This window comes from Knoellia sp. p5-6-4, from assembly GCF_029222705.1.
Lineage (GTDB): Bacteria > Actinomycetota > Actinomycetes > Actinomycetales > Dermatophilaceae > Pedococcus_A.
Window position 1 is genome coordinate 569190 of sequence record NZ_JARGZF010000002.1, and the last position, 13214, is coordinate 582403.

General features: G+C 72.0%; 11 protein-coding genes. 1 reads left to right on the forward strand and 10 read right to left on the reverse strand.

Going from position 1 to position 13214, the window contains the following annotated elements:
* Positions 1-134: 134 nt before the first annotated feature.
* The 3 genes from P2F65_RS14195 to rpsO form a co-directional block, all read right to left on the reverse strand.
* Positions 135-1358 (reverse strand): FAD-dependent oxidoreductase, encoded by a 1224-nt coding sequence (locus P2F65_RS14195; RefSeq protein WP_275808954.1) that lies wholly within the window; start codon positions 1356-1358, stop codon positions 135-137.
* A 107-nt stretch (positions 1359-1465) separates the two neighbouring features.
* Positions 1466-3907, reverse strand: coding sequence for a polyribonucleotide nucleotidyltransferase (locus P2F65_RS14200; RefSeq protein ID WP_275808957.1), 2442 nt, complete (start codon positions 3905-3907; stop codon positions 1466-1468).
* A 178-nt stretch (positions 3908-4085) separates the two neighbouring features.
* Complete coding sequence (gene rpsO, locus P2F65_RS14205; RefSeq protein WP_275808962.1) at positions 4086-4355, reverse strand: 30S ribosomal protein S15; 270 nt, start codon at positions 4353-4355, stop codon at positions 4086-4088.
* A gap of 204 nt (positions 4356-4559) precedes the next feature.
* Here rpsO and P2F65_RS14210 point away from each other — a divergent pair, with 204 nt between their 5' ends.
* Entirely contained in the window at positions 4560-6020 is a 1461-nt protein-coding gene (locus P2F65_RS14210; protein ID WP_275808965.1) for a hypothetical protein, read from the forward strand.
* 36 nt (positions 6021-6056) lie between these two features.
* Here the strand turns inward: P2F65_RS14210 and P2F65_RS14215 are convergent, their stop codons facing one another.
* From P2F65_RS14215 to P2F65_RS14245, 7 genes are all read right to left on the reverse strand, one after another.
* The gene (locus tag P2F65_RS14215) at positions 6057-6614 is read right to left on the reverse strand and encodes a helix-turn-helix transcriptional regulator (protein WP_275808968.1); all 558 of its coding nucleotides are present in this window, start codon (positions 6612-6614) and stop codon (positions 6057-6059) included.
* 179 nt (positions 6615-6793) lie between these two features.
* Positions 6794-7378 (reverse strand): GNAT family protein, encoded by a 585-nt coding sequence (locus tag P2F65_RS14220; RefSeq protein WP_275808970.1) that lies wholly within the window; start codon positions 7376-7378, stop codon positions 6794-6796.
* Positions 7379-7395: 17 nt separating this feature from the next.
* Complete coding sequence (gene lpdA / locus P2F65_RS14225; protein WP_275808974.1) at positions 7396-8793, reverse strand: dihydrolipoyl dehydrogenase; 1398 nt, start codon at positions 8791-8793, stop codon at positions 7396-7398.
* Between the two features lie 42 nt (positions 8794-8835).
* Positions 8836-10824, reverse strand: a complete 1989-nt coding sequence (mrdA, locus tag P2F65_RS14230) for a penicillin-binding protein 2 (RefSeq protein ID WP_275808976.1) — start codon at positions 10822-10824, stop codon at positions 8836-8838.
* Positions 10821-11318: a rod shape-determining protein MreD gene (locus tag P2F65_RS14235; RefSeq protein ID WP_275808979.1), complete on the reverse strand. Its 498-nt coding sequence runs from the start codon at positions 11316-11318 to the stop codon at positions 10821-10823. Before P2F65_RS14235 ends, mrdA begins: the two co-directional genes overlap by 4 nt.
* On the reverse strand, positions 11315-12157 hold the full coding sequence (gene mreC, locus P2F65_RS14240; protein ID WP_275808981.1) for a rod shape-determining protein MreC: 843 nt from the start codon (positions 12155-12157) through the stop codon (positions 11315-11317). Before mreC ends, P2F65_RS14235 begins: the two co-directional genes overlap by 4 nt.
* Before the next feature lie 4 nt (positions 12158-12161).
* Positions 12162-13187 carry a rod shape-determining protein gene (locus P2F65_RS14245; RefSeq protein ID WP_345803711.1) on the reverse strand — a complete coding sequence of 342 codons (1026 nt, stop codon included), beginning with the start codon at positions 13185-13187 and terminating at the stop codon, positions 12162-12164.
* Between the last annotated feature and the right edge of the window lie 27 nt (positions 13188-13214).

Below are 13214 nucleotides of genomic sequence, written 5' to 3' on the forward strand. Positions count from 1 at the left end.
ACAGCAAGTCCTCCACACACTGAAGATCCCCAGTAGAAGCGCTGCCGGCCGCGGATGGGGGCCTGGCGCGCCCGTGCAGTAGACCACGCACACCTCGGCGCGGGAACCGTTCCCGGGGACCCGGAAGGTAAAACTCAGGCAAAGTCTCGCAGCGGCACCGCGGGGTCGGCGAGGAGCGCACGGTCGACCCCTCGGCGCGCGCGGATGACGGCCTTGACGTCGTCGATGACGTCCCAGGTGTTCACCGCCATCCCTGCCACCACGCGGTCGTCACGCACCCAGAAGGCGAGGAACTCGCGGGCCGCGAGGTCACCGCGCACCACCACCTCGTCCTCGGGTCGCCCGAGCCCGATGTACTCCATCCCGAGGTCGTACTGGTCGGTGTAGAAGTACGGCAGCTCGTCGTAGGCCCCCTCCTGGTCGAGCATGGCGGCGGCGACCGCCGCGGGCTGGTTGAGCGCCGTGGCCCAGTGCTCGACCCGCACGTGCTCGTCGAGGAAGGGCAGGAAGTGGTTGGCGACGTCGCCGACCGCGAAGACGTCGGGGTCGCTCGAGCGCCCCTGCGCGTCGACCACGATGCCGTTGTCGAGACGCAGGCCCGCGAACTCCGCGAGCTCGATGTTGGGCAGCGCGCCGATGCCGACGACGACTGCGTCGGCCGGCACGGCAGTCCCGTCGGCGAGCCGCACGCCGCGCACCTGGCCGAGCTCACCCTCGATGGCGGCCGCCTCGACGGAGGTGCGCAGGTCGACGCCCTTCTCGCGGTGCAGGTCGGCGAAGACCGTGGCGAGCGTCGGCCCGAGCACCCGCACCAGGGGGATGTCGAGCGCCTCCAGCACCGTGACGGAGGAGCCGGCCTCGACCGCCGCCGAGGCCGCTTCGAGCCCGATCCAGCCGCCGCCGATGCTCACCACCCGTGCGCCGGGCCGGAAGGTGGCGCGCAGCCTTTCGCTGTCCTCGATCGTGCGCAGGTAGAGCACGCCGTCGAGCTCGGCCCCCGGCAGGTGCAGCTGGCGGGGACTGCTGCCGGTGGCGATGAGGAGCCTGTCGTAGCGCACCCGCTCGCCCGCGTCGGTGCCGATCTCGTGGTCGAGCAGGGCGAGCTCGGTGACCCGCGTCCCGAGGTGCAGGCCCACCCGGTGCTCGCGGTACCACTCCCGCGTGTGCACGAAGGCGTCGGCAAGACCCTCACCGGTCTTGAGGTAGCCCTTGGACAGCGGCGGCCGCTCGTACGGCAGGTGCGGCTCTGCTCCGTAGAGCTCCACCGCGCCCTCGAAGCCCTTCTCGCGCAGCGCCTCCACCGCCTTGGCGCCCGCGAGACCACCGCCCACGACGACGAACGTCCTGCTGTCGGCCATGCTCCAGCATCGGGCCAGCCGCCCCGGCTAGGCAACGCCTCGCCGCAAAGGCGACGGGCCGGCACACCGCAGTGGTGTGCCGGCCCGTCGCCGTTTCGTGCGTGGCGTCAGTTCGCCGCGTCCTCCGAGGAGGCGGGGGCGCCGCCCTCGTGGGCCTCGACCAGCTGGTCGGCCTCGGGGCTGCCGGAACCCTGCTCGGCGCGGTCACCGCGGTCGCCGCGGCGACGACGGTTGCGGCTGCGGCCGCCCTCGCGACGCTCGCCGCGCTCCTCGCGGTCACCGTCATCGGCCTGGTCGCCGGAGCCGGCCGCGCCGCCCTCGCCGGCCGCAGCAGCCTCGCCGGCCGCAGCAGCCTCGCCGCCCTCGCCCTCGGCCAGGACCGCGGCGAGCGAGAGCTTGCCGCGCGGGTCGATCTCCTTGAGCTCGACCTGGACCTTCTGGCCGATCGAGAGGACGTCCTCGACCGCGTCGATCCGCTTGCCGCCGACGAGCTTGCGCACCTCGGAGATGTGCAGCAGGCCGTCCTTGCCGGGCAGCAGCGAGATGAACGCACCGAAGGTCGTCGTCTTCACGACGGTGCCGAGGAAGCGCTCGCCGACCTCGGGCATCTGCGGGTTGGCGATCGCGTTGATCGCCGCGCGCGCAGCCTCGGCGGACGGGCCGTCGGTGGCGCCGATGTAGACGGTGCCGTCGTCCTCGATGGAGATGTCGGCGCCGGTGTCCTCCTGGATCTGGTTGATCATCTTGCCCTTCGGGCCGATGACCTCGCCGATCTTGTCGACCGGGACCTTCACCGAGATGACGCGCGGTGCGAACGGCGACATCTCGTCCGGGGCCTCGATGGCCTCGTTCATGACGTCGAGGATGTGCAGGCGGGCGTCACGGGCCTGGGTCAGCGCGCCGGCCAGCACCGAGGCGGGGATGCCGTCGAGCTTGGTGTCGAGCTGGATGGCCGTGACGAACTCGCGGGTGCCGGCGACCTTGAAGTCCATGTCGCCGAACGCGTCCTCGGCGCCGAGGATGTCGGTCAGCGCGGCGTACTGCGTCTCACCGTCGACCTCGTCGGACACCAGCCCCATCGCGATGCCGGCGACCGGGGCGCGCAGCGGCACACCGGCGTTGAGCAGCGAGAGGGTGGAGGCGCAGACCGAGCCCATCGAGGTGGAGCCGTTGGAGCCCAGCGCCTCGGAGACCTGGCGGATCGCGTAGGGGAACTCCTCACGCGTCGGCAGCACCGGCATGAGCGCGCGCTCGGCCAGGGCGCCGTGGCCGATCTCGCGGCGCTTCGGCGAGCCCACGCGACCGGTCTCACCGGTGGAGAACGGCGGGAAGTTGTAGTTGTGCATGTAGCGCTTGCGCGTCACCGGGGAGAGGGTGTCGAGCTGCTGCTCCATGCGCAGCATGTTCAGCGTGGTGACACCCATGATCTGGGTCTCGCCGCGCTCGAAGATCGCCGAGCCGTGCACACGCGGCAGGACCTCGACCTCGGCGCTCAGCGCGCGGATGTCGGCGAGGCCACGGCCGTCGATGCGCACCTTGTCGCGCAGGATGCGCTGGCGGATGAGCTTCTTCTGCACGGAGCGGTAGGCAGCGGAGATCTCCTTCTCGCGGCCCTCGAACTGCTCGGCGAGGGAGGCCTTGACGGCGTCCTTGATCTCGTCGATGCGGTCCTCGCGCTCCTGCTTGCCGGCGATGGTGAGCGCCTGCGTGAGGTCACCGGACACGGCGGCCTCGACGGCGGCATACACGTCGTCCTCGTAGTCGAGGAAGATCGGGAACTCCTGGACGGGCTTGGCCGACTTGCTGGCCAGCTCGGCCTGGGCGTCGCAGAGCGCCTTGATGAACTTCTTGGAGGCCTCGAGGCCCTCGGCCACGACCTCCTCGGTCGGCGCCTGCTTGCCCTCGTTCTTCACGAGGTTCCAGGTGGCGTCGGTGGACTCGGCCTCGACCATCATGATCGCGACGTCGTCACCGACCACGCGGCCGGCGACGACCATGTCGAAGGTCGAGCGCTCGGCGTCGGAGAAGTTCGGGAACCCGACCCACTGGCCGTCGATCAGCGCGACGCGGACGCCGCCGATCGGGCCGGAGAAGGGCAGGCCCGAGATCTGGGTCGAGGCGCTCGCGGCGTTGATGGCGAGCACGTCGTACTGGTGGTCGGGGTTGAGCGCGAGCACCGTGATGACGACCTGGACCTCGTTGCGCAGGCCCTTGGTGAAGGTCGGACGCAGCGGGCGGTCGATGAGGCGGCAGGTGAGGATCGCGTCCGTGGACGGGCGGCCCTCGCGACGGAAGAACGAGCCGGGGATCTTGCCCGCGGCGTACATGCGCTCCTCGACGTCGACCGTCAGGGGGAAGAAGTCGAAACCCTCGCGCGGGCACTTGCCTGCGGTGGTGGTGGAGAGGAGCATCGTGTCCTCGTCCAGGTAGGCGCTGACTGCGCCACCGGCCTGCTTGGCCAGGCGCCCGGTCTCGAACCGGACGGTGCGGGTGCCGAAGGAGCCGTTGTCGATCGTGGCTTCGGCGAACTGGATGTCTGGACCCTCCATTGGGCCCTCCTTTGTGTCTCTCAACGAGCCTCGTGCATCGTCGTTGTGCACGGGTTTTCTTCTCTGGTCATTCCTGTATGCAGTTGTCGCGGGCTGGGCCCGCCGGACCTGTGGTCCTGGTCCTCATACGAGAAGGAGCGGCCCGCGCGTGGTGCGGGACCGCTCCTCATCGGATGTCTTAGCGACGCAGACCGAGGCGCTTGATCAGCGAGCGGTAGCGCTCGATGTCGACGCTCTCGAGGTAGCGCAGCAGGCGACGACGCTGGCCGACGAGCAGCAGGAGGCCGCGGCGGCTGTGGTGGTCGTGCTTGTGCTCACGGGAGTGCTCGGTGAGGTCCTTGATCCGCTGGGTGAGCAGCGCGATCTGCACCTCGGGAGAGCCAGTGTCGCCCTCGGCGGTGGCGTACTCGGCCATGATCTTCTTCTTGACGTCAGCGCTCAGCGGCATGGGACGGCACTTCTCCTTCTGGTGATCGTTGCGCGGTGCGCCAGGGCTGGTTCACCTGGGCTCTCTGAATCCGCGGCCGGTCTACGGCAGGGATCAGGCTATCAGCGGCGGCCGAGCGGCCCTAATCGCGCGGCCAGCCGGCCACCTCGCGCTCACGCATGGGGTCCCCCTCGGCTGCCCCAGCGTGCCCTACTGTTCCGCTTCGTGCAGAGAACCGAGATCGACGGCGTCCCCACCTTTTGGGAGCAGGGCCCGGAGCCCTTCACCGGATCGCTCGTCTTCGGCGTTGGCGCCCGTCACGAGACCTTCCGCACCGCGCAGGTCACGCACCTGGTCGAGCACCTCGTCATGTCGACGATGCCCAGGTCCCACCTCGACCACAACGCGCGGGTCGAGATCGACACGACGACGTTCTACGCCACCGGCCCGCGCGAGGCCGTGGTCGACTTCCTGGAACGGGTGTGCCGTGCGCTCGCCGACCTGCCCCTGCACCACCTGGAGCGGGAGGCCGGCGTCCTCGAGGCCGAGGAGGGCTCGTCGGAGCACCCCGCACTGTGCTGGGCGCTGGACCGACGCTTCGGTCGGTCGGGTCCGGGACTGCTCAGCTGCACCGGGCCGGGGCCGAAACGCATCACGCAGGAGCAGGTCAGCGACTTCGCGGCCCGCCACTTCGTCTGCGCCAACGCGGTGCTGGTGATGACCGGGCCGCCACCGCAAGGCTTGCGCCTGCCGCTGCCCGGCGGACCGCGCCCGCTCGAGGACGCGGGGAAAGCCTCCGCCCTTCCCCTTCCGGCGCTGGTGCGCGACGAGATCCCGCATCCCACCCTGTCGTTCACCCTCCCGCGCGAGGAGTGGACCGGGTCGCTCGTCCGCATCCTCGCCGAGCGGGTGCTCGACGAGATCCGCCACCAGCGCGGCATCGCCAACGACGTCGACCTCGCCACGGCCCGGCTCGATGCCGACCGGACGATCCACGCCCTCTTCACGGACGGCCACGAGGACCAGGCGGCCACCATCGCGACCACCATCTGGTCCGCCCTGAGGGACCTCGCCGAGCGCGGTCCTTCGCAGGAGGAGCTCGACCACGACCGCGACGGCTACGCGACCTACATCCACGACCCCCGGGCCTGCGTGGCCTGGCTCGAGGGCCTGGCCTACCGGCACCTGCACGGGGAGCCGCTGCGGCTGCGTGAGGAGTCCCGCGAGCGCTTCGCCGCGGTCACCGTGGCCGACGTGCAGCGCTGGGCGCGCATGGCGCTCGACACTGCGCTGCTCGGTGTGCCGGAGGGCGTGCCGGACGATCTTGCGGACCAGCTCCCCGGGCTGTCGGACCTCACGGAGTGGGAGCGACCCTCGGATCCCCCCGTGGAGGGCGTTCGCTTCGGTCGCAAGCTGCTGGCCCTGTGCCCGCGTGACCTGTCGGTCACCGTGGGTGAGAGCGGCATCTCCCAGACGGCGCTCGGGCTCACGGTGTCGGCGCCGTGGCGCGAGGTCGTGGGCGTGGCTGCCGCGCCAGGTCTGCGTCTGGTGCTCCTGGAGGGCGGTGAGCAGTTCCTGCTGTGGCAGCGACACCTCAAGGACGCCGACCGGCTCTTCGCCCTGGTGGACGAGCGCACCCGCGACGTCTGGTTCGAGGCCAGCGAGAAGGAGATCCTCGACGACTGACACCCGGGTGCACGGCGTCCGCCTGTGCCTGACCACCTAGCCGTTTGGTGGGTCGGGCGGCTCGTCGGCGGGCTCGAGTCCCAGCCGTTCGCGGATCTCCGCCTCCGGATGGGACCACCACGGCGCGCGGCCGTGGCGGCGGTGGAGCCGACGGTACTCGAGCTCTCGAATGGCCGGATGACCGTCCTGCGCCTCACCGGCTCCCCTGGCGAGGTCTCTGCGCTCCCGCAGGTGGTACCAGCCCTTGGCCTCGGGGCGGTCGTGGCGGGGCGAGGTGACCCGCTCGGCCGGGACGGCGTCCGGGGGAAGGACGTCGAGGTGGGCGGGAAACCGCCGACCCGCGTTGTCGCGCACGCTGTCCTCCGCAAACCCGTGCAGCTCCTCGCCCCCGGGTGCGAGCACTGCGAGCCTCAGGCCCGCGGCAGCCAGGAGGCTGCCGAACACCGCCACCCGCACATCCCGATCCCCCGACTCGATGGCCGCGATGGTCGACTGCGCGACCCCGGACAACCGAGCCAGGTCGCGCTGGCTCAGGTCGGCAACCCTGCGGGCACGGACCAGTAGCGGTCCCGCCTCGAACGTCGGCTCCCCCATCTCCACCTCCCTTTGTGTTCGACCCACCGTGACACCGGGCTCTGACAGCAAGGGCTGGGCCGGCCGCTCGTGCTGCCACCGAAGGGCAGCGCGCCCGTGCCTACGACACTGATCCGGATGTGCGATCAGCGTCGTAGGCAGCCGAACACCTCTTGACGGCCGGCACTGCCGCCAGGCGATCAGGAAGCCGACGCGGTGGCCGAGGAGGCTGCCCGCCACTGGTCGGCGCGGATGCCGTAGAACGCCAGGTCGGTCCACTCCCCCTTGAACCACGACGCCTGCTCGAACAGGCCCTCGCGCCGCATGCCGAGCCGCTCGCACAGGCGCACGGACGCGTCGTTGCGCGGTTCCACCTTGGCCCAGACGCGGTGCACGCCGAGGTCCTCGAAGGCAGCGCGCATGAGGGCGCGGGCAGCCTCCGTGGCGAAGCCGTTGCCGGCGACGTCAGGGGCGAACACCCAGCCGAGCTCGACCTGGCGGCCGTCGGCCCCGCCGAGACCGTCGAGGTGGATGAGCACGTCGCCGACCACCCGCCCGTCGAGCTCAACCGCCAGGGTCAGAGCGGGCCGGTCGGCGTCGATGCGCCCGGCACTGGCCCGCTCGGCGACGAGGTCGGCGACCTCCTCGCGCGTCCGGGGCTCGCCCGGGATGAAGCGCACCACCTCGGCCACCGAGCGGTAGGCGAACACGTCCGCCTCGTCCCCGGGGCGGAAGCTCCGGAGGGCGAGGCGGTCGGTCGTGATGGGAAGCCGCACGCGCGGCATACCGGCGTCTCCTGGGTCTAGAGGTTGATCATGTGGCCGGCGATGCCCTCGACGGCCTCCTTCATGGCCTCCGAGAGCGTCGGGTGGGCGAAGATGTTGCGTGCCACCTCGTCGGCGGTGAGGTCCCACATCTGCGCCAGCGTCAGCGCCGGCAGCAGCTCGGTGACCTCGGGGCCGATCAGGTGGGCACCGATGATCTCGTTGTGCTCGGCGTCGGCCACGATCTTGACGAAGCCCACGCCCTCGGCCATACCGCGCGCCTTGCCGTTGGCGGAGAACGGGAACGACGACGTCTTGACGTCGTAGCCCTTCTCCTTCGCCTGCTCCTCGGAGTAGCCGAACGACGCGATCTGCGGCTGGCAGAAGGTCGCCCGCGGGATCATGTCGAAGTTGATCTCCTGCGTCTCCGCGCCGGCGATGGTCTCGGCCGCGACGACACCCATGGCCTCGGCGGTGTGCGCGAGCATGAGCTTGCCGGTGACGTCGCCGATCGCGTAGACGCCGTCGACGTTGGTGCGACCGCGCGCGTCGATGGCGATGGCCCCGCGGTCGGTGGTCTCGACGCCGGTGTTCTCGAGGCCGTAGCCCTCGAGGCGCGGGGCGAACCCGATGGCCTGGAGCACCTTGTCGGCCTCGAGCACCTGCTGCTCGCCGCCCTGTGCCGGGGAGACGGTGACGCGCACGCTCGAGCCGGTGTCCTCGATGGCCTCGACCTTGGTCGACAGCATCACCTTGACGCCGAGCTTCTTGTAGTGCTTGAGCAGCTCCTTGGAGACGTCGGCGTCCTCGGTCGGCACCATCCGGTCGAGGAACTCGACGATGGTCACGTCGACACCGAAGTTCTTCATGACGTAGGCGAACTCGACGCCGATGGCGCCCGAGCCGGCGATGATGATCGAGCCCGGCAGCTGGTCGGTGAGGATCTGCTCCTCGTAGGTGACGACGCGCTCGGAGAGCGAGGTGCCCGGGATGAGCCGGGTCGTGGCGCCGGTGGCGATGATGAGGTTGTCGCAGGTGACCGTCTGCGTCTGGCCGTCCGCGCCCTTCACCTCGACGGTCCTGGGGTCCTTGATGGTGCCCCAGCCGTCGAGCTCGGTGATCTTGTTCTTCTTCATCAGGTAGTGCACGCCCTTGGCGCTGGCCTCGGCGACCTTGCGGCTGCGGGCATGGGTGGCACCGAAGTCCATGGTGGCGTCACCGGAGATGCCGAAGGTGGCCTTCTCGTGCGTGATGATGTGGGCGATCTCGGCGTTGCGCAGGAGCGCCTTCGAGGGGATGCACCCGACGTTGAGGCAGACACCACCCCAGTACTTCTCCTCGATGACCGCGGCCTTCAGCCCCAGCTGCGAGGCGCGGATCGCCGCGACGTAACCACCCGGACCAGCACCCAGCACCACAACGTCGAAGTCAGCCATGGGGGCAGCCTACTGACTGCTCCCAGCCGTGCCCGCGGGACCTCACGGCAGCGTCCGGAGCACCTCGTGGATCGCTCTCGCGGCCGGCGCGGCCGTCTCACCTCCGGTGCCTCCCTGCGACACGACGACGGCCACGGCATACCTCGGTTCGTCGGCGGGCGCGTAGGAGACGAACCACGAGGTGTCCTGTGACCCGTAGACCTCCGCCGTGCCGGTCTTCCCGGCCACCGGCCAGACCCGGAGCGGGAAGCCGGCGAAGGCTCCCTTGGCGGTGCCCTCGGTGACGACCCCTTCGAGGGAGTCCTGCAGGAAGGACACCATCGCTGCGCTCAGCCCCACCGACCCGTCACGGTGGGGCCGGATCCGCTCCTCCGCTCCCCCACCGGGTGCGACGAACGCCCGGGCCACCTGCGGTCTCCACAGCGTCCCGCCGTTGGCGATGGCGGCGTACGCCCGCGCCATCTGCAGCGGCGTGACGGCGATGTCGCCTTGGCCGATCGAGAAGTTGGCGGCGTCGCCGGCCCGGAACTGGAAGCCGCTCTGGCAGTTCTCCTTCGCCAGCGAGGTCAGGTAGGCCGCCCGCGCACCGTCCGTGGCCTCCGGGTAGCCGGTGCGGGCCCTCCTGCAGGTGTCGACGCGGGTGTCCTCCCACGTCCGCCGCTTCCACTCCCGGCTCGGGATGCGCCCCGACTGCTCCCCCGGCAGGTCGACCCCGGTGGGCGCGCCGAGACCGAACTGTCGAGCGGTGCGCACGAACGGGTCTCGTGCGTCACTGCGCGCCTCGAGACCACCCTGGGCCTGCCACGAGCGGTAGGCGAAGTCGTAGAAGACGGTGTCGCACGAGACGACCAGCGCCTTCCGCAGCGAGATCGGCCCGTAGCCACGCGACTCGAAGTTGCGGAACTCCCGGCTGCCGATCCGGTAGCTCGACGCGCAGTCGTAGGTGCCGCCGAGCGGGTTGCCCGCCGCGACTGCAGCCGGCAGCGAGATCGCCTTGAACGTCGAGGCCGGCGCGAAGCCCGCCGCCGTCACCCGCGAGACCAGTGGCGTCCCGGCGTCGGGGTCGGTGAGCGCCGCGAGCTCGCGCTCCGTGATGCCCCCCGTCCAGACGGTGGGGTCGTATGCCGGGTGGCTGGCTGCCGCGACCACGCCGCCGTTGGTCACGTCGAGGACGACCGCCGCCCCGGCGTCGGCCTTCCAGCCTCGAGCGCGGGCCCTCGTCACCGCCTCTGCGAGAGCGCGCTCCGCGGAGCCCTGCACGCGCAGGTCGAGGTGCGTCAGCACGTCGCGGCCCGGCACGGCGGGCTCGGCGGACAGGGTGCTCGTCACCACCCCGCGCGGGTCGATGGCGACGGTGGTGCGGCCGGGCGTGCCGCGCAGCACGCCGTCGTACTGCTGTTCCAGCCCCGACCGGCCGACCATGTCGGTGTCACCGACGCGGCCTCGGCTCCCCTTGACGTCGTCGGCGCTCGCGCGGGCGAGGTAGCCCAGCACGTGCGCGGCCCCGGCGCGCCCGCGGGCCGGGTGGTCGCGCACCGGCCGGGCCTGGACGGCTACGCCCGGGAACTCGTCCTTCCGCTCGAGCAGGCTCAGGGCGCGGACCGGGTCGACGCCGGCGGCGAGGGCAACGGGTTGGAAGGGCGACCCGCCCCAGCACACGGGCGGGGGCGGGGCTCCCTGGGTGCCGCAGTCGCGCGTTCGCCCCCACAGCTGGTCGAAGGGCCGCCCGATGGCCTCGGCGACCTTGCGCAACAGCGCTTCACCGCCGTCATCGGCCTCGAGCAGCGCCTCGCGCTCGACGGTGACGAGAGCCTCGGAGGTGTTGTCGACCAGCGGTGTGCCGTTGCGGTCCAGGATGCGTCCGCGCACTGCGGGCTCGGTGACGACCCGGGTGTTCACGGTCGCGGCCGCGACCGTGTAGTGCTCGTGGTCGGCCAGCTGCACCTGGCCGAGCCGGCCGACCAGGGTGCCCATCAGCGAGAGCACCACCAGGCCGAACACCCAGGTGCGCCGCGTGACGTCGCGCCTCATGCCAGGTGCCGCCGCACGAGGACGCGCTCCGCGTGCACCAGGAGCGGGACCGCGACGAGGGCCACGGCCAGGGTGAATGCCAGGCGCAGCCCGAGCTCGGCCAGCGACACCGGCGCCGAGGACAGCACCGCCAGCACGGCCCGACCCAGGGCGAGCGCACCCGCCGCGCCGAGGACCACGACGGCGACCCACGCCATCGGCGTCTCCCCCTCGCGCCGGCCGGCGCCGGCGACGAGCCCGCCCACGGCATACAGGAGGGCGGCCGAGCCGAGCACCGGTGAGCCGGGGGGCATCAGGTCGACCACCCAGCCCGCCCCGAGCCCGAGCAGGGCTCCGCGCGACGGCCCGGCGAGCAGCGCGCCGGCCACCACGACCGGCAGCACCAGGTCGGGCGCCGTGGTGACGCCGCGCGCCCCGAGGGTGACCATGGCGAGGGCGGCCAGCACCAGGGCCACGACCCGGAGCAGGCCCAGCGCCGACAGTCCGCGGATCACCCCGAGCCTCCCTGCACCGGGGCCCGCGGGCTCGTGCGTGGCTCGGACAGCAGCACGCCGACGATGTCGAGGGAGGTGACGTCGACCGACGGCGTCACCGCGCCGGTGGCGGCGAACCTGCCCCCGGCGGAGTCGACCTCGGTGACCCGTCCCACCGGGATGCCGGCCACGAACGGGCGCCCTCCCACGCTGCCCATCGTCCTCACAGCGTCACCGACCTGCAGGGTGCCGCGCTCGACGAGCTCGAGGCCGAGCCGACTCGCCGGGCGCGGCTGGGCGCCGGCTGGCCCGGTGGCACCGGTCAGGGAGCCCAGTGTGCCTGCGCTCCCCACGCGGACCCCCACGGCGAGGTCGGCGCTGCCCACGAGGAGCACGTCAGCGGTCCACGGGCCGGCGGAGACCACCCGCCCGACAAGGCCCTGGGCGTTGACGACGGTGAGTTCGGGGCTGACGCCGTCATGCGACCCGATGTCGATGGTGACGCGCTCCGGCCCCGCGGCACCATGGGCGCCCACCGCCACGACCCGCGCGGGCACGAACCGCGCCCCACTCGCACCCGGCGAGTCGAGCAGCTCGCGGAGCTGGCGCGCCTCTTCGAGCCCGCGCCGCAGCTCGGCGGCCTCGAACCCCATCCGCTCCCGGCCGGCAGCCGCGTCGTCGACGTCGAGCCCGCCGGGCCCCCCGCGGCCCGCCAGCCGCTCGAGCGGGCCGAGTACCGCGGCCCCGGCCCCGCGCACGTGGGTGGCAGCCGGCCACTCGGCCACGTCGGCGACGACGACCGCAAGGGTCGCGGCGACGAGGACCAGCAGGAGCCGGCGGCGGGAGGGGCGTCGGCTCATCGTCTCAGTAGCGTCGGCTGTCGATGAGCACGCGCTCGAGCGTGGCGAACTCCTCGACGCAGCGACCCGAGCCGAGCACGACCGAGCGCAGCGGGTCGTCAGCCACCCTCACCGGCACACCGAGCTCGTGGCGCAGACGTTCGTCGAGACCGCGCAGCAGGGCACCCCCGCCGGTCAGCGTGATCCCGCCCACGAGGACGTCGCCCGCCAGCTCCGGCGGGCACACGTCGAGCGTGGCACGCACCAGCTCGACGATCTGCAGCACCGGGGCCTCGATGGCGCGGCGCACCTCCTGGCTCGAGACCGTCACGGTCTTGGGCAGGCCGGTCACCAGGTCGCGGCCGCGGACCCGGGTGCTGGTCTCCTGACGCAACGGGAACGCCGAGCCGGCCTGGACCTTGATGTCCTCGGCGCTGCGCTCGCCGAGCAGCAGCGAGTACTCACCCTTGACGTGCGCGATGACCGCCTCGTCGATCTCGTCACCGCCGACCCGCAGCGAGCGCGAGGTGACGATGCCACCGAGGCTGATGACAGCCACGTCGGTCGTGCCCCCGCCGATGTCGACCACCATCGACGCCGCCGTCTCGTTGACGGGCAGCCCGGCACCGATGGCGGCGGCCATGGGCTCCTCGATGACGTAGACACGTCGCGCGCCGGAGCGGACCGCCGCGTCCTCCAGCGCCCGACGCTCGACCCCTGTCACCTCGCTGGGCACGCACACGACCATGCGTGGTCGCACGAGCCGGGACGGGCGCACCTGGTCGACGAAGTAGCGCAGCATGCGCTCGGTGATGTCGGCGTCCGAGATCACCCCGTCGCTCAGCGGCCGCACCGCCCGGACGTGCCCCGGGGTGCGCCCGAGCATCTCCTTGGCGCGCGTGCCGGCGGCCAGCAGCCGCGACGTGCCGGCCTCCACGGCGACCACAGACGGCTCGTCCAGGACGACGCCCCGGCCCCTCTCGTAGACGAGGGTGTTGGCGGTGCCGAGGTCGATCGCGAGGTCTCTGCCCAGCGTCGTCCACCCCCGCACCCCACTCACGGGGGCGATGCTACGTGT